The 24,425-nt window shown below is 70.7% G+C and carries 21 protein-coding genes; 17 read left to right on the top strand and 4 right to left on the bottom strand.

Annotated features, from left to right (window positions below; genetic code table 11):
- The first annotated feature begins 40 nt into the window (after positions 1 to 40).
- From ACIREI_RS39905 to ACIREI_RS39885, 5 genes are all read left to right on the top strand, one after another.
- Entirely contained in the window at positions 41 to 466 is a 426-nt protein-coding gene (locus ACIREI_RS39905) for a MarR family winged helix-turn-helix transcriptional regulator (protein ID WP_403344105.1), read from the top strand.
- A gap of 91 nt (positions 467 to 557) precedes the next feature.
- Complete coding sequence (locus ACIREI_RS39900) at positions 558 to 1,919, top strand: MFS transporter (protein ID WP_403344102.1); 1,362 nt, start codon at positions 558 to 560, stop codon at positions 1,917 to 1,919.
- Positions 1,916 to 3,295 (top strand): alpha/beta hydrolase family protein, encoded by a 1,380-nt coding sequence (locus ACIREI_RS39895; protein ID WP_403344099.1) that lies wholly within the window; start codon positions 1,916 to 1,918, stop codon positions 3,293 to 3,295. The genes ACIREI_RS39900 and ACIREI_RS39895 overlap by 4 nt, the downstream gene beginning before the upstream one ends.
- Complete coding sequence (locus tag ACIREI_RS39890; protein ID WP_403344096.1) at positions 3,292 to 4,047, top strand: IclR family transcriptional regulator; 756 nt, start codon at positions 3,292 to 3,294, stop codon at positions 4,045 to 4,047. Before ACIREI_RS39895 ends, ACIREI_RS39890 begins: the two co-directional genes overlap by 4 nt.
- Before the next feature lie 54 nt (positions 4,048 to 4,101).
- On the top strand, positions 4,102 to 4,296 hold the full coding sequence (locus ACIREI_RS39885; protein WP_403344093.1) for a hypothetical protein: 195 nt from the start codon (positions 4,102 to 4,104) through the stop codon (positions 4,294 to 4,296).
- 208 nt (positions 4,297 to 4,504) lie between these two features.
- Here the strand turns inward: ACIREI_RS39885 and ACIREI_RS39880 are convergent, their stop codons facing one another.
- Entirely contained in the window at positions 4,505 to 4,798 is a 294-nt protein-coding gene (locus ACIREI_RS39880; protein ID WP_403344090.1) for a DUF1905 domain-containing protein, read from the bottom strand.
- Positions 4,799 to 4,943: 145 nt separating this feature from the next.
- Between ACIREI_RS39880 and ACIREI_RS39875 the strand changes: the two genes are divergently transcribed.
- Both ACIREI_RS39875 and ACIREI_RS39870 read left to right on the top strand, forming a co-directional pair.
- Positions 4,944 to 6,176 (top strand): Ig-like domain-containing protein, encoded by a 1,233-nt coding sequence (locus ACIREI_RS39875; RefSeq protein WP_403344087.1) that lies wholly within the window; start codon positions 4,944 to 4,946, stop codon positions 6,174 to 6,176.
- A 169-nt stretch (positions 6,177 to 6,345) separates the two neighbouring features.
- Positions 6,346 to 7,731: a glycoside hydrolase family 16 protein gene (locus tag ACIREI_RS39870; RefSeq protein ID WP_403344084.1), complete on the top strand. Its 1,386-nt coding sequence runs from the start codon at positions 6,346 to 6,348 to the stop codon at positions 7,729 to 7,731.
- Positions 7,732 to 7,841: 110 nt separating this feature from the next.
- On the opposite strand, the gene ACIREI_RS39865 is transcribed toward ACIREI_RS39870, so the two are convergent.
- Positions 7,842 to 8,747: an AraC family transcriptional regulator gene (locus ACIREI_RS39865; RefSeq protein ID WP_403344081.1), complete on the bottom strand. Its 906-nt coding sequence runs from the start codon at positions 8,745 to 8,747 to the stop codon at positions 7,842 to 7,844.
- A gap of 177 nt (positions 8,748 to 8,924) precedes the next feature.
- Between ACIREI_RS39865 and tkt the strand changes: the two genes are divergently transcribed.
- The 8 genes from tkt to ACIREI_RS39825 all read left to right on the top strand — a co-directional run bounded on the left by tkt (position 8,925) and on the right by ACIREI_RS39825 (position 19,319).
- The gene (gene tkt, locus ACIREI_RS39860; RefSeq protein ID WP_403344078.1) at positions 8,925 to 11,000 is read left to right on the top strand and encodes a transketolase; all 2,076 of its coding nucleotides are present in this window, start codon (positions 8,925 to 8,927) and stop codon (positions 10,998 to 11,000) included.
- Between the two features lie 19 nt (positions 11,001 to 11,019).
- The gene (gene tal, locus ACIREI_RS39855) at positions 11,020 to 12,168 is read left to right on the top strand and encodes a transaldolase (RefSeq protein ID WP_403344075.1); all 1,149 of its coding nucleotides are present in this window, start codon (positions 11,020 to 11,022) and stop codon (positions 12,166 to 12,168) included.
- Positions 12,165 to 13,712: a glucose-6-phosphate dehydrogenase gene (gene zwf, locus ACIREI_RS39850; RefSeq protein WP_403344072.1), complete on the top strand. Its 1,548-nt coding sequence runs from the start codon at positions 12,165 to 12,167 to the stop codon at positions 13,710 to 13,712. Before tal ends, zwf begins: the two co-directional genes overlap by 4 nt.
- Complete coding sequence (opcA, locus tag ACIREI_RS39845; protein WP_403344069.1) at positions 13,709 to 14,644, top strand: glucose-6-phosphate dehydrogenase assembly protein OpcA; 936 nt, start codon at positions 13,709 to 13,711, stop codon at positions 14,642 to 14,644. Before zwf ends, opcA begins: the two co-directional genes overlap by 4 nt.
- A 4-nt stretch (positions 14,645 to 14,648) precedes the next feature.
- Positions 14,649 to 16,301 carry a glucose-6-phosphate isomerase gene (gene pgi, locus ACIREI_RS39840; protein WP_403344359.1) on the top strand — a complete coding sequence of 551 codons (1,653 nt, stop codon included), beginning with the start codon at positions 14,649 to 14,651 and terminating at the stop codon, positions 16,299 to 16,301.
- Between the two features lies 1 nt (position 16,302).
- A complete protein-coding gene (gene gnd, locus ACIREI_RS39835; protein WP_403344066.1) occupies positions 16,303 to 17,181 on the top strand; it encodes a phosphogluconate dehydrogenase (NAD(+)-dependent, decarboxylating) in 879 nt (292 codons plus the stop codon).
- A gap of 6 nt (positions 17,182 to 17,187) precedes the next feature.
- The gene (locus tag ACIREI_RS39830; RefSeq protein WP_403344064.1) at positions 17,188 to 17,775 is read left to right on the top strand and encodes a histidine phosphatase family protein; all 588 of its coding nucleotides are present in this window, start codon (positions 17,188 to 17,190) and stop codon (positions 17,773 to 17,775) included.
- A 77-nt stretch (positions 17,776 to 17,852) separates the two neighbouring features.
- Positions 17,853 to 19,319 carry a membrane-associated oxidoreductase gene (locus ACIREI_RS39825; RefSeq protein WP_403344061.1) on the top strand — a complete coding sequence of 489 codons (1,467 nt, stop codon included), beginning with the start codon at positions 17,853 to 17,855 and terminating at the stop codon, positions 19,317 to 19,319.
- 6 nt (positions 19,320 to 19,325) lie between these two features.
- Here ACIREI_RS39825 and ACIREI_RS39820 read toward each other — a convergent pair whose 3' ends face one another.
- Entirely contained in the window at positions 19,326 to 21,113 is a 1,788-nt protein-coding gene (locus ACIREI_RS39820; protein ID WP_403344058.1) for a bifunctional sugar phosphate isomerase/epimerase/4-hydroxyphenylpyruvate dioxygenase family protein, read from the bottom strand.
- A gap of 32 nt (positions 21,114 to 21,145) precedes the next feature.
- On the bottom strand, positions 21,146 to 22,030 hold the full coding sequence (locus ACIREI_RS39815) for a shikimate dehydrogenase (RefSeq protein ID WP_403344056.1): 885 nt from the start codon (positions 22,028 to 22,030) through the stop codon (positions 21,146 to 21,148).
- Positions 22,031 to 22,201: 171 nt separating this feature from the next.
- Between ACIREI_RS39815 and ACIREI_RS39810 the strand changes: the two genes are divergently transcribed.
- Both ACIREI_RS39810 and ACIREI_RS39805 read left to right on the top strand, forming a co-directional pair.
- Positions 22,202 to 22,867 carry a TetR/AcrR family transcriptional regulator gene (locus tag ACIREI_RS39810; RefSeq protein ID WP_403344053.1) on the top strand — a complete coding sequence of 222 codons (666 nt, stop codon included), beginning with the start codon at positions 22,202 to 22,204 and terminating at the stop codon, positions 22,865 to 22,867.
- Positions 22,868 to 23,058: 191 nt separating this feature from the next.
- Complete coding sequence (locus tag ACIREI_RS39805; RefSeq protein ID WP_403344050.1) at positions 23,059 to 24,399, top strand: MFS transporter; 1,341 nt, start codon at positions 23,059 to 23,061, stop codon at positions 24,397 to 24,399.
- Positions 24,400 to 24,425: the final 26 nt, after the last annotated feature.

Genomic DNA, 24,425 nt, shown 5'->3' with positions numbered 1-24,425 from the left:
CGCCACGAACCCGGCACCCCTCGACGCGAACGAACCGTGGATGCGCGGACTGCACGCGGACACGGGGTACCTGCTGTACCGCCTGGGCCTGCGCTCGGGTCAGTTGTTCAACACGTTCCTGCAGGAGTCGGGACTGCGCCTGCGCCACTACGCGGTGCTGCGCTTCCTCGTGACGTCCGACGGGGCACTCCAGCGCGAGCTGAGCGCACGGCTCGGCTACGACCCGAGCGCGATCGTCGGCCTGGTCGACGACCTGGAGAAGCTGGGCTTCGCCGAGCGCCGCCCCTCCCCCGACGACCGCCGCAGCCGGATCGTCGTCCTCACCGCCGAGGGCCGCACCTTCCTACGGGACACCGACGAGGCGGGCCTACGGGTGACGAACGACCTCCTGGACCCGCTGGACCCGGCCGAGCGGGAGAACCTGCACGGTCTGCTCCTGCGGATCGTGGAGGACCGGCCCAGCTGATGTCCGGTGATGTTGTGCAACTTATTGACGGCCGCATGATGACTGCCTAACTTCACCGGGGCATCGGCACCCGGCCCCAGGGAGCTCCCCCGTGCAGCCATCCCCTACGTCCGCCCGTCAACCGTCCCCCGACACCCGCCAGTTGCGCCGCGTCGCCCTGTCGGGACTGCTCGGCACCGCGGTCGAGTTCTACGACTTCCTCGTGTACGGCACGGTCGCCGCGCTCGTCTTCGGCGATCTGTTCTTCCCCCGGGCCGACCCCGCGGTCGGCACCATCGCGGCCTTCGGCACCTTCGCCGCGGGCTATGTGGCCCGCCCTCTGGGCGGCATCGTCTTCGGCCACTTCGGCGACCGGATCGGCCGCAAGTCGATGATGCTGCTGACCATGGTCCTGATGGGCTGCGGCAGCTTCCTCATCGGCCTGCTGCCCACCTACGACGCGATCGGCGTGTGGGCGCCCGTCCTCCTCGTGACCCTGCGGGTGGTGCAGGGCCTCGCGATCGGCGGCGAGTGGGGCGGCGCGACCCTCATGGTCGTCGAGCACGCCGAACGCACCCAGGGCGCCCGGCGCGGCCTGTGGTCCAGCTTCACCCAACTCGGCGCCCCGCTCGGCTCGGTGCTGTCGGCCGGCGTGGTCACGCTGGTCTCCACGCTGCCGGACGACGAGTTCCGCGCCTGGGGCTGGCGGGTGCCGTTCCTGCTGAGCATCCTGCTGCTGGGCGTCGGTCTGTTCGTGCGCCTCAAGGTCGCCGAGAGCCCGCTGTTCGCGCAGGCCAAGCAGCAGTCCCAGCCCGACCGGCCGCCGGTCGTGGAGGTGCTGCGGCGGCCGAAGCCGGTGCTGCTCGCCGCCTGTGTCGGCATCGGCGCGTTCACCGCCCAGTCGCTGCTGACCGGATTCATGATCTCGTACGCGGTCGACCACGGGTACTCCCGTCCGCAGGTGCTCACCGCCGTGACCATCACCTCCTGCGTGGCCCTGGTGGTCCTGCCCACCGCGTCCGCGCTCTCCGACCGGGTCGGCCGGCGCCCGGTCGTCCTGGCCGGCGCCGTCGCCTCGGCCGCGCTCGCCTTCCCCGTGCTGGCGCTGGTCAACTCCGGCTCCCCCGGCCTGCTGATCCTCGCCCTCGCCCTCGGGCACGGCGTCGCCCAGTCCACGATGTACGGCCCGCTCGGCGCGCTGCTCAGCGAGATGTTCGGCACCCGGGTCCGCTACACCGGCGCCTCGCTCGGCTACCAGGCGGCCACCCTGCTCGGCGCCGGGTTCTCGCCGCTGATCGCCGGCAGCCTCCTCGCCTCGTCCGGCGGCAGCAGTACGCCCGTCTCCCTGCTGCTGTGCGGCGGCGCGGCGATCACCGCGCTCACCGTGTGGCGGCTGCGCGAGACGCACACCGACACGCTGGACGCCGCCGCCTCCTCCACCACCTCCCCCACGCCGGAAGGAACGCTCCGTTGAAGTTCCGCACCCGCATCGCCCTGCTGACCGTGGCAGCCGTCTGCGCGGCCACCGCGACCGCGCTCCCCGCACAGGCGGCGACCGACACCCACCTGGAGGGTCAACTCCCCTCCGGCGCCGCCTACTTGATGGACGTACCCGCCGTCTGGAACGGCACCGTCCTCCTCTACAGCCACGGCTACACCCCGGCCGGCGCCCCCAACCCGGCCCAGAACGCCCCCGGTTCGGCCACCCGCGCCAAGTTGCTGGCCGAGGGCTACGCGCTCATCGGCTCCTCCTACGCCACCAACGGCTGGGCGGTGACGGACGCGGTCCCCGACCAGCTCGCCACGCTGGACCTGTTCACGGAGAGGTTCGGCGCGGCCCGGCGGACCGTCGCCTGGGGCACCTCGTACGGCGGCTTCGTCACGACGACGCTCGCGGAACGGCACGCGGACCGCTTCGACGGCTCGCTGTCGATGTGCGGGCTGGTGCAGGGCGGGGTGGCCAACTGGAACAGCACCCTCGACCCGGTCTTCGCCCTGAAGACACTGCTCGCGCCCGGCGCGGACATCCCGCTCACCGGGTTCGCCGACCAGGCGGAGGCGGTCGGCGCCGCGGACACGCTGGCCGCGAAGGTGACCGCGGCCCAGCAGACCCCCGCGGGCCGCGCCCGTATCGCGCTCGCCGCCGCGCTGCACAACATCCCCGGCTACAACGACGCCACCCAGACCAAGCCGGGCCCCACCGACTGGCAGACCCAGCAGGCCAACCAGTACACGGCCCTCAGCGGGCTCGTCCGGCTGCCCGCCTTCAGCTGGCGGCAGGAGGCCGAGAGCCGCGCCGGGGGCAACATGTCCTGGAACACCGGTGTCGACTACACCGCGATGCTCGCCCGCTCCCCGCTGTACAAAGAGGTGAGCGAACTCTACAAGGAGGCGGGAGTGCCGTTGAGCGCCGACCTCGCGGCCCTGAACCGCGCACCACGTGTCTCCGCCGACGCCTCGGCCGTCCGGTGGATGCGGCACACCAGCGTGCTCTCCGGCCGGCTCACCGACCCCCAGCTCAACATCCACACGACCGGCGACGCCCTGATCCCCGTCCAGGCCGAGAGCGCCTATCGGCGCGCCGCCACCGCGGCGGGCTCCGGCGCCCTGCTCAGCCAGGCCTACGTCGACGCCCCCGGCCACTGCACCTTCACGCCGGGCGAGATGCTCGGCGCCCTGCACACCCTGGAGCACCGGCTGGACACGGGCCGCTGGGACGCCTCGCCCGCCGCTCTCAACTCCCGTGCCCAGCAGGCGGATTCGACGACCGAGGCACGCTATGTGACCTACCGGCCCACCACCTACCCCCGCCCCTACGACCTGGCCCATCCGGGAGACGCCCGGCCATGACCACCCGCTCCGCACCCGACCGGCTGCTGTCCGTACTCGGGGCCTTCGACCTCGAGCACCCGGCACTGTCCCTGACGGACATCAGCCGGCGGGCCGGGCTGAGCCTGACCACCGCGCACCGGCTCGTGGCCGCCCTCACCGAGTGGGGCGCCCTGGAGCGGGACGAGGCCGGGCTCTACCACGTCGGGCTGCGACTGTGGGAGGTGGCGGCCCTCGCACCACGTGGGCTCGCGCTACGGCAGATCGCGCTGCCGTATCTGGAGGACCTGTACGAGGCGACGCACGAGAACGTGCAGCTGGCGGTCCGGGACGGGTCCGAGGTCGTCTACATCGAGTGGCTGTCGGGGCGGTCGGCCGTCGGCGTGCACATCCGGGTCGGAGCGCGCTGGCCGCTGCACGCCACCGGGGTGGGGCTGGCGCTACTCGCGCACAGCGCCCCGGATTTCCAGGAGGAGTACTGCGCCGGACCGCTCGCCTCCTTCACGCCGTACACGGTCACCGAACCGGCCCGCCTGCGCCGCGTGCTCGCCGACGTACGCCGCACGGGCGTGGCGGTGAGCAGCCGCCAGGTCACCGACGACGCGCTCTCGGTGGCCGCGCCGGTGCGCGGTCCGGGCGGATCGGTGGTCGCCGCCGTGTCCGTCGTCGTGCCCCAGGCCGACGCGCAGGTACCGGTACTGGTGCCGGCGGTGCGGCTCGCCGCGCGGGGGATTTCGCGGGGGCTGGGGTGGCAGCCGGAGAGGGAGGCGTAGGCCGATTCGTTCGGATCACGCCCGCTGAGCGAGGTGGTCGGTGATGATGTCCGTGTGACCAACCGCGTCAGCTCTCTGATCTCGGCCTTCGGCGTTCTTGCCGGCACGGTGTTGCTCGTCGGCGCCGTTCGCGAGTACCGCTCCGGGGCATCGGCCCTCTGGATCGCGGCCGGAGCTGTGATCTTCCTCAGCGCCTTGTACGCGCTCGTACGGGATGTGCGACGACTGCGTACAGGGCAGGCGACCTGACGAACGGCGCGCCGATTCGGACCGTGCCCCTGGGTCGTTGGTCCGGGTGCGCCGTTGCCTGATGCGCAGGGGGCACAGGTCTAGCCGTGGCTCCCGGAACGGGCCGACCAGCAGGCCAACCGAATGCGGCGCGGACAGGCCGACCGCCGGTCTTCGACCGGGAGGCGCACAAACAACGCAAACGAACCTCCCTGGACCAGGCGCCCCCTCACCCCTGGAGGCGGACCGTCATCTCCACGGCCACCTCGTCCCCGGAGCCGAGTCCCTGCGGCTTGCGTACCGCGTTCTTCAGCGGCAGCAGATAGCCGCCGTCCCTGGGGAAGAGCGACGTCTCGAAGGCGACCTCGCCGACCCTGGCCTCGACCGGGATCACGCCCCAGCCGTACGTGGCCACCGCGGCCACCTCGCGGATGTCGGCGGACTCCTCCTCCGGGACCCGGACGAAGTAGTAGGGCGCCGGACCGCGCCATTCGATCACCGGGCCGGTGAAGGAGAGTTCCATACGGTCTGGACCCTTCTCTCTGCCGAGTCGTCCTCCGAGCCGTCCTCAGAGGAATCTCAGCCTGCCGTGCCGGGATTCAAAGGATCAACCCAGGAAGAACCTGCACGATGCACGCGTACCGCAACAGATCTCAGGAAGGCGTGCCGTGGGCGTCCCGCACATATCGAAGCCGTCGGAGCAGCAGCCGGGAAGGTGGTCCCGGCGCGGAGTGCTCGCCGTGCTCGGAGTGGTGCCCGCCGCGGCGCTGACCGGGTGCGGCGGGTCGGCGGACGCGTCCTCAGCGTCGCCGGACGCGAAGTCGGCGGCCTCCGCGAAGCAGCCGACGATCACGGTCACGCCCGCCGACGGCACCGAGAAGGCCGACTTCACCAGCCCCGTCGAGATCACCGTGACCGACGGCACGCTCGCCTCCGTGAAGGTCACCGGTGACGACGGCTCCGCGCTAAAGGGGTCCTTCGACGAGGCCCGCACGAAGTGGACCTCGGACCAGAACCCGTACTCGGGCACCGAGTACACCGTCACGGCCACGGCGGCGGGCGCATCGGCGGCCACGACCGCGACCTTCACCACCAAGTCCCCCGGCGAGACCTTCGTCGGCCACTTCACGCCCGAGGCCGGCTCCACCTCCGGTGTCGGCATGCCGGTGTCGATCAACTTCACGCACGCCGTCGCCGACAGGGCCGCGGTACAGAAGGCGGTCACGGTCACCGCCGAACCCGCCGTGGACGTGGTCGGCCACTGGTTCAGCGACACCCGGCTGGACTTCCGGCCGAAGACGTACTGGGCGGCCGGGACGACCGTCACGCTCAGCCTCCGGCTGAAGGACGTCGAGGACGCGGACGGGGTCTACGGCACGCAGTCCAAGGACGTCACCTTCCACATCGGCCGCGAGCAGATCAGCATGGTCGACCTCGCCACCAAGCGGATGACGGTCGTCCGGGACGGCGAGACCATCGCCACCTACCCGGTCACCGGCGGCGACCCCGAACACACCACCTGGTCCGGGATCATGGTGATCAGCGAGCGGTTCAAGCAGACGCGGATGGAGTCCTCGACGGTCGGGCTCGGCGACGAGTACGACATCTCCGACGTCCCGCACGCCCAGCGGCTGACGACGTCCGGCACGTTCGTCCACGGCAACTACTGGGCGTCCACGTCGGTCTTCGGCAACGAGAACACCAGCCACGGGTGCGTCGGTCTGCACGACGCGAAGGGCGCGAGCGACAGTTCCGTGGCCGGTTACGAGTTCTACGAGAGCTCGATGCTCGGCGACGTGGTGATCGTGAAGAACTCGGGCGAGCGGACCGTGGAAGCGTCGAACGGGCTCAACGGCTGGAACCTGTCGTGGGTGGACTGGAAGGCGGGGAGTGCGCTTTAGCGACGTATACCCCGTTCATGGCATGAACTTCCCCGCTCCCAAAGGACTTTCCTTGCTTTAACTCTTGACGGCCCCGGCTACGGAGAGCACATTGGCCCCAATTTGAGAGCGCTCTCAGATGCCGCACCCCCACACCCGCGCACATCACTCCGTACCGGGAGGCACCCCCATGAGTGCAACCTCCGGCATACCCAGACGGCGACGCGCGCTCATCGCCGTACTCAGCACGCTCGGTCTGGCGGCCGCGGTCGCCACGACCGCCACCCTGCCCGCGAACGCCTCAGCGCCCACGCCCCCGTCGGGCTGGACGCAGGTCTTCCTCGACGACTTCAACGGCACCGCCGGCACCGGCGTCAACACCTCCAACTGGCAGTACGCGACCGGCACTTCGTACCCGGGCGGCCCCGCCAACTGGGGCACCGGCGAGGTCGAGACGATGACGAACAGCACCAGCAACGTCTCGCTCGACGGCAACGGCAACCTCCGTATCACCCCACTGCGCGACTCCGCGGGCCGCTGGACCTCGGGCCGCATCGAGACCAACCGCACCGACTTCCAGCCCCCGTCCGGCGGCAAGCTACGCGTCGAGGGCCGCATCCAGATGCCGAACGTCACCGGCACCGCCGCCGAGGGCTACTGGCCGGCGTTCTGGATGCTGGGCGCGCCGTATCGCGGCAACTACCAGAACTGGCCGAGCGTCGGCGAGCTGGACATCATGGAGAACGTCCAGGGGCGCAACACCGTGTGGGCCACGATGCACTGCGGGACCAACCCGGGCGGCCCGTGCAACGAGACCACCGGCCTCGGCAACTCCACGGCGTGTCCCGGCTCGACGTGCCAGTCGGCCTTCCACACCTACACCATGGAGTGGGACCGCTCGGTGAGCCCCGAGACGATCCGCTTCTACGTCGACGGCACCCAGTTCCACTCGGTCAACGCGAGCCAGGTGGACGCGACGACCTGGTCCAACGCCACCAACCACGGCTTCTTCATCATCCTGAACGTGGCGATGGGCGGCGCCTTCCCGGACGCCTTCGGCGGCGGCCTGGACGGCGACACGCGGTCCGGCGTGCCGATGGTCGTCGACTACGTCCAGGTGCTGTCGTCCAGTGGGAGCGGTACCACACCTCCGCCGACGGGCAACCGTGACGCCTACAGCGCCATCCAGGCCGAGTCGTACGACAGCCAGGGCGGGGCCAGCACCGAGACGACGTCCGACTCGGGCGGCGGACAGAACATCGGCTCCCTCGCGAACGGCGACTGGGCGCTGTACAGGGGCGTCAACTTCGGCTCTTCGGCGGCCACTCAGTTCGTGGCCCGGGTGGCGAGCGGTGCGGCGGGCGGCGTCAGCGGGCTCGTCGAGGTGCGCCTGGACAGCCGCAGCAACGCGCCCGTCGGAAGCTTCGCGTTGGCCAACACCGGTGGGTGGCAGTCGTGGCGGACCGTCCCGGCGAACATCAGCGGGGTGACCGGCACGCACGACGTATACCTCACCTTCACCAGCGGTCAGCCGTCGGACTTCGTGAACGTGAACTGGTTCAACTTCGCGCGCTGACCGGCGTGTTGACGATGCCCCGCGAGGCCCACCGGCCCCCCTGCCGGTCCTCGCGGGGCATCGTCGCAGGCAACCGACACCCCCTCGCGGACCGGCCGGAGGAGCGTGCGTCACCGCAGCTCCGCCCGAAACGTCGCCGGCGTCACCTCCGTGTGCTGCTGGAAGAACTTGGAGAAGTTCGCGGCGTCGGGAAAGCCGACCGCCGCGCCGACCCGCCCGATCGGCAGGTCCGTGTGGGCCAGGAGCCGCTTGGCCTCCAGGATCACGCGTCGGTCGATGAAACCCTTGGGCGTCTGACCGGTCGCGGCGCGGACCGCGCGGACGAGGGTGCGGCGGGAGTAACCGAGCTGGTCGGCGTAGGCGCTGACGCTGTGGTTGGTGGCGAAGCCCTGCTCCACCGCGTCCCGGAAGAGCGTGAAGGTCGTGTCGGCCTGCTCGCGCGCCGCTTCTGCCGAGCTCGCGGCGAGGTGGGACAGGCGCAGCAGGAAGGCCGTCAGCGAGTGGCGCAGGACCGCGGTGTGCAGGCTCAGGGGGAGGGTCGTGGTGTCCTCGTACTCGCGTCGGAGTTGGGCGAGGGACGAGCGCAGAGCGGCGAGCCGGGCTTCGTCGGGATGGAGCAGGGGCGGGAGGTCGTAGCGGTAGAGGCCGGTGGCCTCCACCGTGGCGCGTGGCAGGAAGCCCGGTTGCATGGTGAGGACGATCCCCCGGTACTCGCTCGTCCGTGAGAAGCGATGGACCTGTCCGGGGCGGATCCACAGCAGATCGCCCGCGTCCGCCTCGTACTCCGTGAAGTCGATCATGTGGCGCACGGGTCCGCGGCTGAAGAGCATCACGACGTGGAAGTCGATGCGGTGCACGCGTTCCAGCGGCGCCTCGTCGGCATGCCAGGCGTGGTCGGTGCCGCCCATGGGGCCGATCTGCATGCCGACGCCGCCGACGCTCAGCTCGACGGGGAAGGGGAACGTTCTGATCCCTCCGTCGACTCCGCCGCCGCCTTCGCCCCTTGTATCCACCATGTCCGTCTCGTGCCGCCTCAGTTGCGCGCCACCCCTGCTCAGCCGTGCGCTGTTTCGGCGGCGGTGTCCCATTTTCACCACAGCCTGACACACGCCGACCTTCCCTCATAAAAGTCTGACTTTTACTTTTGAACGCGTTGGACCAGCCACTTCGCTCCGATCGAGGATTTTTTGAAGATGAGCACGCAGACACCGGACAGCTTCGAATGGACCGAACTCGACCGGCGTGCCGTCGACACGGCCCGACTGCTGGCAGCCGATGCCGTGCAGAAGGTCGGGAACGGCCACCCGGGCACCGCGATGAGCCTCGCCCCGGCCGCGTACACGATCTTTCAGAAGGTGATGCGGCACGATCCGGCCGACCCGGAGTGGACCGGGCGTGACCGTTTCGTCCTCTCCCCCGGCCACACCTCGCTGACTCTCTACACCCAGCTGTTCCTCGCCGGGTACGAGCTGGAGCTCGACGACCTCAAGTCCTTCCGGACGCACGGTTCGAAGACGCCGGGCCACCCCGAGTACGGGCACACGGCAGGGGTCGAGACGACGACCGGCCCGCTGGGTCAGGGCGTCGCCAACGCGGTCGGCATGGCGATGGCCGCCCGTTACGAGCGCGGCCTGTTCGACCCCGAGGCCCCGCAGGGCGAGTCGCCGTTCGACCACACCATCTGGGCGATCGTCTCCGACGGCGACCTCCAGGAGGGTGTCTCCGCCGAGGCCTCCTCCCTCGCCGGCCATCAGAAGCTCGGCAACCTGGTCTTCCTCTACGACGACAACCACATCTCCATCGAGGGCGACACCGCGACCGCGTTCTCCGAGGACGTGCTGAAGCGCTACGAGGCGTACGGCTGGCATGTGCAGCGGATCGAGCCCGCCGACAACGGTGACATCGACGTCCACGCGCTGTACGCGGCGCTCAGGGCGGCGCAGGCCGAGACCGAGCGCCCCTCGATCATCGCGATGCGCACGATCATCGCCTGGCCGGCCCCCAACGCCCAGAACACCGAGGCCTCCCACGGCTCCGCCCTCGGTGCCGACGAGATCGCCGCCACCAAGCGCGTCCTCGGTTTCGACCCCGAGCAGTCCTTCGAGGTCTCCGACGAGGTCCTCGCCCACACCCGCAAGGCCCTCGACCGGGGCGCCGAGGCGCACGCCGCCTGGGACAAGCAGCTCGACAAGTGGCGCGGCGCGAACCCCGAGCGCGCCCGGCTGTTCGACCGGATCGTCGCCGGGCAGCTGCCGGAGGACTGGGAGGACGCCCTGCCCGTCTTCGAGGAGGGCAAGTCGGTCGCCACCCGCGCCGCTTCCGGCAAGGTGCTCCAGGCGCTGGGCGCGGTCGTCCCCGAGCTGTGGGGCGGCTCGGCGGACCTGGCCGGCTCCAACAACACCACCATCGACAAGACGAGTTCGTTCCTGCCCGAGGGCAACCCGCTGCCGGAGGCCGACCCGTACGGCCGGACCATCCACTTCGGCATCCGCGAGTTCTCGATGGCCGCGGAGATGAACGGCATCGCCCTGCACGGCAACACCCGTGTCTACGGCGGCACGTTCCTGGTGTTCTCCGACTACATGCGCAACGCGGTCCGCATGTCCGCGCTGATGCAGCTGCCGGTCACGTACGTCTGGACGCACGACTCCATCGGTCTCGGCGAGGACGGCCCGACCCACCAGCCCGTCGAGCACCTGGCCTCGCTGCGTGCCATCCCGGGCCTGAACATCGTCCGCCCCGCCGACGCCAACGAGACCGCGGTCGCCTGGGCCGAGATCCTCAGGCGGCACTCCACCGATCCGGCCCCGCACGGCCTCGCGCTCACCCGCCAGGGTGTGCCGACGCTGCCGGTCAACTCCGATGTGGCGAAGGGCGGTTACGTCCTCCACGAGTCCTCCTCCGGGACGCCCGAGGTGATCCTCATCGCCACCGGCTCCGAGGTCCAGCTCGCCGTCGCCGCGCGGGAGCGGTTGGAGGCCGACGGGATCGGTACCCGGGTGGTGTCGATGCCGTCCGTGGAGTGGTTCGAGGAGCAGCCGCGCGAGTACCGCGAGAGCGTCCTGCCGCCGGCCGTGAAGGCGCGGGTCGCGGTCGAGGCCGGTATCGGACTGACCTGGTACCGGTTCGTGGGCGACGCGGGACGCATCGTCTCCCTGGAGCACTTCGGTGCCTCCGCCGACGCCAAGACCCTGTTCGCCGAGTACGGCTTCACCCCCGAGAACGTCGCCGCCGCAGCCCGCGAGTCCCTCGCCGCCGCCCGCGGTTGATCCGAGCGCCAGAAAGAAGATGATCACTGTGACCACCGAAGCAACCGCGACCGCGGGGACGCTGAAGCGCCTTGCCGACGAAGGCGTCTCGATCTGGCTGGACGACCTGTCCCGGGGGCGCATCGAGTCGGGCAACCTCGCCGAGCTCATCGCGAACCGGAACGTCGTGGGCGTCACCACCAACCCGTCCATCTTCCAGGCCGCCATCGGCTCCGGCGAGGGCTACGAGGAGCAGCTCGCCGACCTCGCCGTGCGGGGTGTCACCGTCGACGAGGCCGTACGCATGATGACGACGGCCGACGTCCGCGCCGCCGCCGACGTCCTGCGGCCCGTGTACGACGCCACCGAGGGCCGGGACGGCCGGGTCTCCATCGAGGTCGACCCGCGTCTCGCCCACGACACGGCGGCCACGATCGCCGAGGCCAGGCAGCTGGCCTGGCTGGTCGACCGCCCCAACGCGATGATCAAGATCCCGGCGACCAAGGCGGGCCTGCCCGCCATCACGGAGGTCATCGCGCAGGGCATCAGCGTCAACGTCACGCTGATCTTCTCCCTGGAGCGCTACCGCGAGGTGATGGACGCCTACCTGGCCGGTCTGGAGAAGGCCGCCGCCAAGGGCCTGGACCTCTCCGCCATCCACTCCGTGGCCTCCTTCTTCGTCTCCCGCGTCGACAGCGAGATCGACAAGCGGCTGACGACGATCGGCACGGACGAGGCCCTCACGCTCAAGGGCAGGGCCGCGCTCGCCAACGCCCGCCTGGCCTACGAGGCCTATGAGGAGGTCTTCGCAGGCGATCGCTGGACCGCCCTCGCCGGCGCCAGGGCCAACAAGCAGCGCCCCCTGTGGGCCTCGACCGGTGTGAAGGATCCGGCGTACAAGGACACCCTGTACGTCGACGAGCTGGTCGCGCCCGGCACCGTCAACACGATGCCCGAGGCCACCCTGAACGCCACCGCCGACCACGGCGAGATCACCGGCGACACGGTCACCGGCGGCTACGCGCAGGCCCGCGCCGACCTGGCCGCCGTAGAGGCGCTCGGGATCTCGTACGACGACGTCGTCACCCTTTTGGAGGGCGAGGGCGTGGCCAAGTTCGAGGTGGCGTGGCAGGACCTGTTGGACGCCGTGAAGAAGTCGCTCGGCAGCAAGGGAGCTGACGCGGAATGACCTCCGACATCTCTGAGACCCCCGACTGGGACAACCCCCTGCGCGACGCGCGCGACCGCCGGCTGCCCCGGATCGCGGGCCCGTCCGGCCTCGTCATCTTCGGTGTCACCGGCGACCTGTCCCGCAAGAAGCTGATGCCGGCCGTGTACGACCTCGCCAACCGCGGGATGCTGCCGCCGGGCTTCTCCCTCGTCGGGTTCGCCCGCCGGGACTGGGAGGACCAGGACTTCGCGCAGGTCGTGCACGACTCGGTGCGCGAGCACGCCCGCACCGAGTTCCGCGAGGAGGTCTGGCAGCAGCTCGCCGAGGGCATGCGGTTCATCCCCGGCGCCTTCGACGACGACGAGGCGTTCGAGCAGCTGCGCAGCACCGTCGACGAGCTCGACAAGGCCCGCGGCACCAGCGGCAACTACGCTTTCTACCTCTCCGTACCGCCGAAGTTCTTCCCGAACGTCGTGCAGCAGCTGAAGAAGCACGGCCTGGCAGACGCCCCCGAGGGGTCGTGGCGGCGGGCGGTCATCGAGAAGCCGTTCGGCCGCGACCTCGCGAGCGCGCGGGAGCTGAACGCGATCGTGCACGACGTGTTCGACCCGGAGCAGGTCTTCCGGATCGACCACTACCTGGGCAAGGAGACCGTCCAGAACATCCTGGCGCTGCGGTTCGCCAACCAGATGTTCGAGCCGATCTGGAACCGGTCGTACGTCGACCATGTGCAGATCACGATGGCCGAGGACATCGGCATCGGCGGCCGGGCGGGGTACTACGACGGCATCGGCTCCGCCCGTGACGTCATCCAGAACCACCTGCTCCAGCTGATGGCGCTGACCGCGATGGAGGAGCCGGCCGCCTTCGACGCCGGTTCGCTGCTCACCGAGAAGCTGAAGGTGCTCAAGGCGGTGAAGCTGCCGGAGGACCTGGGCGAGCACACCGTGCGCGGGCAGTACGCGGCGAGCTGGCAGGGCGGCGAGCAGGTCGTCGGGTACCTCCAGGAGGACGGCATCGACCCGGCGTCGAAGACCGACACGTACGCCGCGATCAAGCTGAACGTCGACAACCGGCGCTGGGCGGGCGTGCCGTTCTATCTGCGCACCGGCAAGCGGCTCGGGCGGCGGGTCACCGAGATCGCCGTGGTCTTCCAGCGGGCACCGCACTCCCCCTTCGACTCGACCGCCACCGAGGAGCTCGGCCAGAACGCCATCGTCATCCGCGTCCAGCCGGACGAGGGCGTGACGGTGCGGTTCGGCTCCAAGGTGCCGGGCACCTCGATGGAGATCCGGGACGTGACGATGGACTTCGCCTACGGCGAGTCGTTCACGGAGTCCAGCCCGGAGGCGTACGAGCGGCTCATCCTGGATGTCCTCCTCGGGGACGCCAATCTGTTCCCCCGTCACCAGGAAGTGGAAGAGTCCTGGAAGATCCTCGACCCGATCGAGGAGTACTGGGACACCCACGGCAAGCCGGCGCAGTACGCGTCCGGGAGCTGGGGACCCGAGGAAGCCGACGAGATGCTCGCACGAGACGGACGGAGCTGGCGCAGGCCATGAAGATCGACCTGACCGACACCACGGCAAGCAAGATCAACAAGGCGCTGGTGCAGGGCCGCCGCGCGATCGGCACGCCGGCCGTGGGCATGGTCCTGACGATGGTGATCGTCACGGACGAGGAGAACGCGTACGACTCGATCAAGGCGGCCGAGGAGGCCTCGCACGAGCACCCCGCGCGCACCCTGGTCGTCATCAAGCGGCACGCGCGCACCCCGCGCGACCGCACCCGCTCGCACCTGGACGCCGAGGTCCGGGTGGGCGCGGACGCCGGCACCGGCGAGACGGTGATCCTGCGGATGTACGGCGAGGTGTCCGAGCACGCCGACTCGGTGGTGCTGCCGCTGCTGCTGCCGGACGCGCCGGTGGTCGTGTGGTGGCCGGTGGAAGCGCCGGAGAACCCCTCGAAGGACCCGCTGGGGGCGCTGGCCCAGCGCCGGATCACCGACCTGTACACCACCGAGACCCCGCTGGCCGACCTGGAGGTCCGCGCCCGCTCCTACGCGCCCGGCGACACCGACCTCGCGTGGACCCGGCTCACCCCCTGGCGCTCGATGCTCGCCGCGGCCCTGGACCAGGCGCGGGTGCCGATCGTCTCGGCGGCCGTGGAGGCCGAGGCCGACAATCCGGCCGCCGAGCTGCTGGCCCGCTGGCTGGAGGCCCGCCTGCACGTCACCGCCGAGCGGGTCGTCACCGCCGGACCGGTCGTCACGGGCGTGCGCCTGGGCACCGAGAACGGCGAGATCGTCATCGACCGTCCCGAGGGCCCGCTGGCCACGCTGTCCCTGCCGGACCAGCCGTCGCGCACCCTGGCGCTGAAGGTCCGCACCACCTCCGAACTCATCGCCGAGGAGCTCAGGCGCCTCGACGCGGACGAGATGTACGCCATCGCCCTGCGGGGCGAGGCCACCAAGGAGACCCCCGACCATGTCTGACTCGCTGTCCGACTCCCCCCGGCTCACCCGGCGCCCCGAGTGGGTGGCCCTGGAGGACCACCGCGCGGACGCGCTGCAGCGCCCGCGGCTGCGTGAGCTGTTCGCGGCCGACCCCTCCCGCGCCGAGCGGTACGTCGTGCGCGTCGGCGATCTGCGCATCGACTACTCCAAGCACCTCATCAACGACGAGACGCTCGCCCTGCTGCAGGAACTGGCCACCGCCACCGACGTGTTCGGGCTGCGCGAGGCGATGTTCCGGGGCGAGAGGATCAACGTCACCGAGGGCCGGGCGGTGCTGCACACCGCCCTGCGCGCCGCGGCCGACACGGCGATCGAGGTCGACGGCGAGAACGTCGTGCCCGAGGTGCACGCGGTGCTCGACAAGATGAGCGCTTTCGCGGACCGCGTCCGCTCCGGCGAGTGGACCGGCCACACCGGCCGCCGTATCCGCAACGTCGTCAACATCGGCATCGGCGGCTCCGATCTCGGTCCGGCGATGGCGTACGAGGCTCTGCGCCCGTTCACGGCACGGGAGTTGACGTTCCGGTTCGTGTCGAACGTCGACGGCGCCGACCTGCACGAGGCGGTCCGGGACCTGGACCCGGCGGAGACCCTGTTCATCGTCGCGTCCAAGACGTTCACCACGATCGAGACGATCACCAATGCCACCTCGGCCCGTTCCTGGCTGCTGGCCGGGCTCGGCGGCGAGGAGAAGGCGGTCGCCCGGCACTTCGTCGCGCTGTCGACGAACGCCGAGAAGGTGGCGGACTTCGGTATCGACCCGGACAACATGTTCGAGTTCTGGGACTGGGTCGGCGGACGGTATTCGTACGACTCGGCCATCGGCCTCTCGCTCATGATCGCCATCGGCCCGGACCGCTTCCGGGAGATGCTCGACGGCTTCCGCATCGTCGACGAGCACTTCAAGAGCGCGCCCGCCGAGGCCAACGCCCCGCTGATCATGGGCCTGTTGGGCATCTGGTACGGCAACTTCTTCCACGCCGAGTCGCATGCGGTACTGCCGTACTCGCACTATCTGTCGAAGTTCACGGCGTATCTCCAGCAGCTCGACATGGAGTCCAACGGCAAGTCGGTCGACCGTGACGGCCACACCGTGGGGTGGCAGACCGGTCCGGTGGTGTGGGGTACGCCCGGCACCAACGGGCAGCACGCCTACTACCAGCTGATCCACCAGGGTACGAAGCTGATCCCGGCCGACCTGATCGGCTTCGCCCGGCCGGTCGCCGAGCTGAGCGACGAACTCAAGGCGCAGCACGACCTGTTGATGGCCAACCTGTTCGCCCAGGGCCAGGCGCTCGCCTTCGGCAAGACCGCGGACGAGGTGCGCGCGGAGGGGGTGCCCGAGGAGCAGGTCCCGCACCGCACCTTCCTCGGCAACCACCCCACCACCACGATCCTCGCCCCCGAGCTGACCCCGTCGGTCCTCGGTCAGCTGGTCGCCCTCTACGAGCACAAGGTGTTCGTCCAGGGCGCCGTGTGGAACATCGACTCCTTCGACCAGTGGGGCGTCGAGCTGGGCAAGGTCCTCGCCAAGCGGGTCGAGCCCGCGCTGACCGAGGGCGCGGACGTCCCCGGCCTGGACGCCTCCACCGCCGCTCTCGTGGCCGCTTACCGTGAACTCAAGGAAGTGAACTGATATGCAGCTCGGTCTCATCGGTCTCGGCAAGATGGGCGGCAACATGCGCGAGCGGATCCGCCGCGCCGGCCACACCGTCGTCGGCTACGACCGCAACCCCGAGGTCTCCGACGTCAAGAGCCTCGAAGAGCTGGTCGGGCAACTCGACGCGCCGCGCACGGTGTGGGTGATGGTCCCGGCCGGCACCGCCACGCAGACCGTCATCGACGAGCTCAAGGATCTGCTGTCCCCGGGCGACACGGTGGTGGACGGCGGCAACTCCCGCTGGACGGACGACGAGAAGCACGCCGCCGAACTCGGAGTGAAGGGCATCGGCTTCGTCGACGCGGGCGTCTCCGGCGGGGTGTGGGGCCTGCAGAACGGCTACGCCCTGATGGTCGGCGGCGACAAGGCGCACGTGGAGCGGCTGCAGCCGATCTTCGAGGCGCTCAAGCCGGAGGGACCGTACGGCTATGTCCACGCCGGCCGGGTCGGCGCCGGGCACTTCTCCAAGATGGTCCACAACGGCATCGAGTACGCCATGATGCAGGCCTACGCCGAGGGCTGGGAGCTGCTGGAGAAGGTCGACTCGGTGGACAACGTCCGCGAGGTGTTCCGCTCCTGGCAGGAGGGCACGGTCATCCGTTCCTGGCTGCTGGACCTCGCGGTGAACGCCCTCGACGAGGACGAGCACCTGGGCAAGCTGCGGGGCTACGCGGAGGACTCCGGTGAGGGCCGGTGGACCGTCGAGGCGGCCATCGACAACGCCGTACCGCTGCCCGCGATCACCGCCTCCCTCTTCGCCCGGTTCGCGTCCCGCCAGGACGACTCCCCGCAGATGAAGATGATCGCGGCGCTGCGCAACCAGTTCGGCGGGCACGCCGTCGAGTCGAAGGAGTAGCGGGCCGTGGGGGATCTCCTGCTGGTCCGCCACGGTGAGACGGAGTGGAGCAGGTCGGGACAGCACACCAGCTTCACCGACCTGCCCCTCACCCAGGCCGGCGAGGAACAGGCCAAGTCTCTGGCCCCGCTCCTCGCCGGCCGGACCTTCTCCCTGGCGCTCACCAGCCCGCTGAGCCGCGCCGTCCGCACCGCCGAACTGGCGGGCGTGACCGGGGCCGTACCGGAGCCGGATCTGCACGAGTGGGACTACGGCGGCTACGAGGGCATCACCACCGCCGAGATACACCGCTCCCGCCCCGACTGGTACCTGTGGACCGACGGAGTCCCGCCCGGACCGGACGCTCACCCCGGTGAGTCACCGGCCGAGGTGGGGGCACGTGCCGACCGGGTGCTCGCCCGCGTGGACGTGGCGCTGCTCGACGGCGACGTCGTCCTCGTGGCGCACGGCCACTTCCTGCGCGTCGTGACGGCCCGTCGGCTGGGGCTGGCCCCGGCGGACGGGCGGTTGTTCCAGCTGGCGACAGGCACGGTGAGCCGCCTTTCGACGGAGCACGGCCGACCGGTGATCGCGGAGTGGAACGCCAGGGCGTAGGGAACGAAGGGCTGCCCGTCCGGCCGCGGGCCGCCTTGAGTTGACAGGTTCGGCGGCCGGCGTCAGAGTCCCCGCTGATGGAGATCAACGATCTGACGCCGGCCGAACTGCGGGTGTGGCAGGCCTTTCCCCGGGGCGAGGCCGTGGAGTTCCGCGCGGCGCAGGACGAGAGCGCGGCCGACGACACCGACTGGGGACCCCAACGGACCGTCCGCGCCACGGTGTTGAGGGCTCTGCTCCTCGACGGCCCGGTGGAGAGCGGGGAGGTGGCCGCCCTCAAGGTGGAGGGCGCGCGGATCACCGGCGTTCTGGACCTGCGGTACGCGACGGTCGACAGCGTCGTACGCCTGAGTCACTGCCGCTTCGACGAGGTCCCGGACTTCTCCGGCGCCCAGCTGAAGTACCTCAATCTGACCGGGTCCCGGCTGCCGGGTCTTGCGTCCGCGCGGGTCCGGGTCGACGGCGGGCTGCGGCTGACGAGCTGCCGGTTCGACGGGCCGGTGCGGCTCGGTGGGGCGCAGGTGGCCGGGGCGTTGTATCTGGAGAGTGCCGAGGTCACGGCTCCGGAGGGCAATGAGCGACCGGTGCTCCAGCTCCACCAGGTGACCGTCGGGGAGGACCTGTGCGCGTCCCGGCTGCGCACGCGCGGGGAGGTCCGGCTCAACGGCGCCACGGTCAGCGGTTCGCTCCGGCTGGAGAACGCCGAGCTGAGTCATCCCGGCGGCTTCGTCCTCAACGCCGAGGCCCTCGACGTGGGCGCCAACGTCCTCGGCAGGCGGCTGAGCGCGCACGGCCGTATCGACCTGCGCGGCGCCCGCATACCCGGTCGGCTCGACCTGCTGTACAGCCGGTTGTCCAACCCCGGCGGCACCGCGATGCGGGCGAGCAGCTGTGTCATCGGCGAGGTGTGGCTGCGCAAGGGCCCGCCGGTCGAGGGCATGCTCAACCTGCGCCGCTCGCAGATAGAACACCTCAACCTGGAGCCGGAGATGCTCCCGGACCAGGTCCGCCTGCTCGACCTCACCTACACCTCCTTGACCCCGCACGTGCCGCCCGATCGCCGACTGCCCATGCTGGAGCGGGACGAGGACACGTTCGACCCGCACGGGTACGAGCAGTTGACGGCCGCCTACCGCCGCACCGGCGACGACCACGCGGCCCGCCTCGTCCAGCTCGCCAAGCAGCGCCACCACCGCACCACGCTGCCCTGGTACGGCCGACTGTGGGGCCATGTCCAGGACGCCACGGTCGGCTACGGTTTCCGGCCGATGCGCGCCCTGGGCTGGCTGCTGTCCCTGCTCGCCGTCGGCTCGGTCGCCTTCGCGGTGGACGCGCCCCCGCCTTTGAAGGCGGACGAGGCACCGCACTTCAACCCGTTCTTCTACACCCTCGACCTGCTGCTGCCGGTGATCTCCTTCGGGCAGGAACCGGCGTTCGCCCCGCAGGGCGGGCAGCAGTGGCTGTCGTACGTCCTCGTCCTCACCGGCTGGATCCTCGCCACGACGGTCATCGCCGGCGTGACCCGGACCGTCAACCGCCAGTAGGCCGGTTCACCGGCCGGGCCTGAGAACGTGCTGGGCGGCAAGCCGCACCGGCGCGTTCTGGGCGCCGTAGCCCCGGTAGCCGTCCCGCTGCACGAGCTCGAAGAAGACGCGGCCGACCGTCACCGTGTAGCAGTGCCGGAACTCGCCGTACGGGTCCCGGTCGTAGAGGATGCCCAGCTCGCGATACGTCTCCAGCTCGCCGTCCGCGAACTCGTACCGCGCTCCCAGGTCGTCGTAGTAGTTGGCGGGGATCGGCAGCAGACGTCCGCCCGCCTCCCGGTAGCGCCGGGCCGCGGCGACCACGTCGTCCGTGGCCAGCGCGATGTGCTGGGCGTGCACGGTGTCGTCGGTCGGTGCCGCGCCGACGCCCAGGGCGATACGGACGCTGCCGTCGGGGTTGGTGACGGCGCGGCTGCGCATCAGGCCGTACGGGTCGGCGACGTCGACGCTCTCCTGGGCGTGCAGGCCGAGGACGCTGCGGTGGAAGAGGGTCGCCTCGTCGTAGTGGTGCCAGGGCTGGGTGAGGGCGAGGTGGTCGATGCGGTGCACGCCCGGCGCCGCCGGCTCGTGCTCGACCTCCCCGAAGTCGGCGCGCCAGTTGGGCAGTTCGGGGAGGTCCGTGGCGCAGAAGAAGAGTTCCGTGCCGTCGGGCGCGGCGACCGCGTCCAGTGGGGCGTCCTCGGGGGCGCGGCGGCGGGGCAGGACGGGGGCGAGGAGGGCCTCGGCGCGGCGAGCGGCCCCGGCCGGGTCCGGTGACTCCAGGCCGATGGCGGCGAGTCCGGTGCCGTCGCGGCGGGCCGAGCCCCCGGTGTTCACCAGGACGCGGGCCTCGCCCTGCTCCCACAGGTCGACCGGTTTGCTGCGGTGCCGTGCGGTGCGGGCGAAGCCGAGGGCACCGAGTACGGCCGAGACGGGTTCGGCGTCGGGGGTGACCAGTTCGGCGAAGGCGACGCCGGTGGGGACGACGGGAGCGGGCGGGGCGGCCCGGCCGACCGTCTCCTGCAGGACCAGCAGGGAGCGGTGGGCGTCCACGGCCGTCGGGCCGGCCTCGGCCTGGCGGAACACGTCGTTGAAGACCTCCAGGGAGAGGGGGCCGTCGTATCCCGTGCTCAGAACGTGGCGCACCAGTCCGGCGACGTCGAAGCCGCCCTGCCCGGGGAAGCAGCGGTAGTGGCGGCTCCACTGCAGGACGTCCATCGCGAGCAGCGGGGCGTCGGCGAGCTGGAGGAAGAAGATCTTCTCGCCGGGAATCTCCTCGATTCCCTTGGGATCGCTGCCCCGGGAGAGGATGTGGAAGCTGTCCAGGCAGGTGCCGAGCGCCGGGTGGTCCGCGGCCTCGACGATGCGCCAGGCGTGGTCGTACGTGCTGACGTGCCGTCCCCAGGCGAGCGCCTCGTAGGCGACGCGGATGCCGAATTCCTGCGCCAGGTCGGCGAGCCGGCGCAGGTGGTACGCGGCGCGCGCGTCGTCGTCGACGGCGAGCGGGTGGACGCTGGAGCAGACGAGGACGGTGTCGGCGCCGAGCCGCCGCATCAGCTCGAACTTGTGCCGGGCGCGGCGCAGATTGCGGGTGAACTCGTCGGCGGGCACGGCCTCGATGTCCCGCATCGGCTGGTACAGGTCGATGGTGAGGCCGAGGTCGGCGCACCGGCCGCGGATCTCCTCGGGGGTGAGCGGGCTGGCCAGCAGGTCGTTCTCGAAGATCTCCACACCGTCGAAACCGGCCCGGGAGGCGGCCGTGAGCTTCTCGGTGAGGGATCCGCTGAGGGAGACGGTGGCGATGGACGTACGCATGCCGATACCTCTTCCTACCTGTCCTGTCCGTCCTACCTCGGGCTTCCCACGGGCCCCGCCAGCTCGGCGATGTCCGCCAGCATCCGCGCGCTGTCGGGTTCGCGCCCCGTGAACAGGCGGAACGCGTCCACGGCCTGGAAGACAGCCATCCCGCCTCCGTCCAGAGTGGCGCAGCCCACCGCGCGGGCCGTGCGCAGCAGTTCGGTCTCCAGCGGGCGATAGACCACCTCGGCGACCCACAACCCGGGGTGCAGCAGCTCCGCGGCGAAGGGCAGGCCGGGGTGCGCGGCCATGCCGGTGGGCGTCGCGTGCACGATGCCGTCGGCCGAGCTCAGCAGCCGGCCCAGCTGATCCGGCGTGGCCGCGGCAGCGCGGCCGGCGCCGAAGTGCCGGTTCAGCGCCCCGGCGAGGTCCGCGGCCCGGTCGGCCAGCGCGTCGACCACGGTGACCCGCTCGGCGCCGAGCGTCAGCATGGCGTGCGCGACGGCCGCGCCCGCACCTCCGGCGCCCAGCTGCACGACCTTCTCCAGCGGCACGTCGGGCAGCCCGCGCGCGAAGGAGGCGGCGAAGCCGGTGACGTCCGTGTTGTGGCCGACGGCCCGGCCGTCCTCGAAGACGACGGTGTTGACCGCGCCCAGCGCCTCGGCCTGCGGGGCGAGCGCGTCCAGGTGCCCGAGGACGAGCTGCTTGCACGGGTGCGTGATGTTGAGGCCGTCGAAGCCCAGGTCACGGGCGGCCCGCACCAGGTCGCCCACGGCCTCGGGCGCGGCGCCGAGCGCGTCGATGTCGATGAGCCGGTACAGATAGCGCAGACCCTGCCGGTCGGCCTCCCGCTCGTGCAGAGCCGGGCTGAGCGACGGGCCGATGCCGGAGCCGATCAGCCCGACGAGATACGAGTCCTTGGCGTCCTTGGCCACCGGGGGACCTCCTGAGCGGCTCACTAATGTACGAACTGGTGAGTTAGTCATAGCAGGAGGCGGGGACGCTTGGGAAGGCCTGGCCCCGCACGCGCGGTCAGGGGCCTTCTAGAATCACCGGCACGCGAGCAAGCCACCGGGGGCACGCTCGCACCTCGCCGAAGGAACCCGATGACCAGCGTCGACGAACCGGCACGACCGAACGGGCGGATCCGTGACGCCGCCCGCACCCAGGCCGAGATCCTCGACGTCGCGACGCAGGAGTTCGCCCGGGTCGGCTTCGCCGGCGCCCGGGTCGACGACATCGCCGCCCGCACCCGCACCACGAAGCGGATGATCTACTACTACTTCGGCGGCAAGGAGCAGCTGTTCACGGCCGTGCTGGAGCGGGCGTACGGGGTGATCCGGGAGGCCGAGCAGCAGCTCGACGTCGAGCACCTGGACCCGGTGGCGGCCATCCGCCGCCTGGCCGAGCTGACCTTCGACCACCACGAGCAGCACCCCGACTTCATCCGCCTGGTCTCCATCGAGAACATCCACGGGGCCGAACACATCGCCGCCTCCGAGAAGCTCGGCAAGATCGGCTCACCGGCCCTCGACGTGATCGGCCGGATCCTGGAGTCGGGGCAGAGGTCCGGCCTGTTCACGGCCGACGTCGACGCCGTCGACCTGCACGCGATGATCAGCTCCTTCTGCTTCTTCCGGGTCTCCAACCGGCACACCTTCGGCGCCCTGTTCGGCCGCGACCTGGTGGATCCGGCCCAGCGCGAGCACTACCGCGCGATGCTCGGCGACATGGTGATCGCCTACCTGACCGCGGAGCGCGCGGCGGACTGAGGTCGTCCGGCACAACCCCTTGACACCCGGGAAACGGGAGCGCAACATCCGTAGCCATCCGCTACTAACTATCCAGTGGGTTAATTAGCCGGGTAGCACCCGGCTCAGCCGACCCGTCACCCCAGGGATCCGGCGCCTCTTCTCTCCGCTCACTCCCCCCTATGGTGGAGATCCCTCGAAGGAGCACCCCTGTGTCAGTCCCCGACACCCCCGTCGGCCAGCCGAAGAAAGCGGCCATGGCTGCCTGGATCGGCAGCGCCCTGGAGTACTACGACTTCTTCATCTACGGCAGCGCCGCCGCGCTGATCTTCCCCGAGGTCTTCTTCGACGAGTCCGACCCGGCGACCGCCACCCTGCTGTCGCTGGCGACGTTCGGTGTGGCGTATGCCGCCCGGCCGGTCGGCGCGCTGTTCCTCGGGCACTTCGGCGACCGCATGGGCCGTAAGAAGATCATGGTCTTCACACTGATCCTGATGGGCGTGTCGACGTTCCTCATCGGCTGTCTGCCCACCCGCGACCAGGTCGGCACCCTGGCGCCCGTCCTGCTGGTGCTGTGCCGGGTGCTGCAGGGCATCTCGGCCGCCGGTGAGCAGGCCAGCGCCAACTCGATGACCCTGGAACACGCGCCACCGCACCGGCGCGGCTTCTTCACCAGCTTCACGCTGAGCGGCACCCAGGGCGGACAGCTGCTGGCCACCCTGGTCTTCATCCCGGTCGCCGCGCTGCCGGAGGAGCAGCTGCTGTCGTGGGGCTGGCGGGTGCCGTTCTGGATGAGCATCGCGGTCGCCGTCGTCGGCTACGTCATCCGCCGCAAGCTGGACGAGACGCCGGCCTTCGCGCAGCAGGCCGCGACCGAGGGCGTCGCGAAGATGCCGCTCGCGGTGCTGATGCGGGAGCACTGGGCGGATGTGCTGCGGGTGATCGGCGGTGCGCTGGTCGCCTCCGTCAGCACGATCTTCACGGTGTGGGCGCTGTCGTACGCCACGAGCGACTCGGTCGGGATGAGCAAGTCCTCCATGCTGTGGGTGGGCGCTCTCGCCAACCTGGTCGCGCTCGCCGCGATCCCGCTGTGGGCCACCCTCTCGGACCGCATCGGCCGCCGCCCGGTGTTCCTGGTCGGCGCGGCCGGCAGCGCGGTGATGATGTTCCTCTACCTGTGGTCGATCTCCACCGGCTCCTACCCGCTGACCCTGCTGCTGGGCATCGTCACCTTCGGTGTGGTCTACAGCGCCGCGAACGGCGTGTGGCCCTCCTTCTACGGCGAGATGTTCTCCACCCGGGTCCGCCTGTCCGGGATGGCCATCGGCACCCAGATCGGCTTCGCGGTCGCCGGTTTCGCGGTCACCTTCGCCGCGCAGATCGCCGGCCCGAACGGCGACGACTGGACCGCGGTGGCCCTGTTCACGGCCGCCCTGTGCGTGCCCCCGGTCGTGGCCGCCCTCTCGGCCCGCGAAACCGCCAAGATCCCGACGGAGCAGCTCGGCGAGCGTACGGCCCGGGAGGCCGTGCAGCCGGAGAAGGTCACGGCCTGACCCCGCGCCGCTCCCGCGCCAACCCC

The organism is Streptomyces sp. NPDC093591 (assembly GCF_044764885.1).
Classification (GTDB): Bacteria; Actinomycetota; Actinomycetes; order Streptomycetales; family Streptomycetaceae; genus Streptomyces.
The sequence above is the reverse complement of the archived record's forward strand: the minus strand, read 5'-3'. Positions and strand labels throughout refer to the sequence as shown.

Excerpts from the sequence above, each read along its gene's own strand:
- ACIREI_RS39905 (WP_403344105.1), top strand. The coding sequence starts at position 41 with ATGCGCGGACTGCACGCGGACACGGGGTACCTGCTGTACCGCCTGGGC.
- ACIREI_RS39890 (WP_403344096.1), top strand. The coding sequence starts at position 3,292 with ATGACCACCCGCTCCGCACCCGACCGGCTGCTGTCCGTACTCGGGGCC.
- ACIREI_RS39880 (WP_403344090.1), bottom strand. The coding sequence starts at position 4,798 with ATGGAACTCTCCTTCACCGGCCCGGTGATCGAATGGCGCGGTCCGGCG.
- ACIREI_RS39870 (WP_403344084.1), top strand. The coding sequence starts at position 6,346 with ATGAGTGCAACCTCCGGCATACCCAGACGGCGACGCGCGCTCATCGCC.
- ACIREI_RS39865 (WP_403344081.1), bottom strand. The coding sequence starts at position 8,747 with ATGGTGGATACAAGGGGCGAAGGCGGCGGCGGAGTCGACGGAGGGATC.
- tkt (WP_403344078.1), top strand. The coding sequence starts at position 8,925 with ATGAGCACGCAGACACCGGACAGCTTCGAATGGACCGAACTCGACCGG.
- tal (WP_403344075.1), top strand. The coding sequence starts at position 11,020 with ATGATCACTGTGACCACCGAAGCAACCGCGACCGCGGGGACGCTGAAG.
- zwf (WP_403344072.1), top strand. The coding sequence starts at position 12,165 with ATGACCTCCGACATCTCTGAGACCCCCGACTGGGACAACCCCCTGCGC.
- opcA (WP_403344069.1), top strand. The coding sequence starts at position 13,709 with ATGAAGATCGACCTGACCGACACCACGGCAAGCAAGATCAACAAGGCG.
- gnd (WP_403344066.1), top strand. The coding sequence starts at position 16,303 with ATGCAGCTCGGTCTCATCGGTCTCGGCAAGATGGGCGGCAACATGCGC.
- ACIREI_RS39825 (WP_403344061.1), top strand. The coding sequence starts at position 17,853 with ATGGAGATCAACGATCTGACGCCGGCCGAACTGCGGGTGTGGCAGGCC.
- ACIREI_RS39820 (WP_403344058.1), bottom strand. The coding sequence starts at position 21,113 with ATGCGTACGTCCATCGCCACCGTCTCCCTCAGCGGATCCCTCACCGAG.
- ACIREI_RS39810 (WP_403344053.1), top strand. The coding sequence starts at position 22,202 with ATGACCAGCGTCGACGAACCGGCACGACCGAACGGGCGGATCCGTGAC.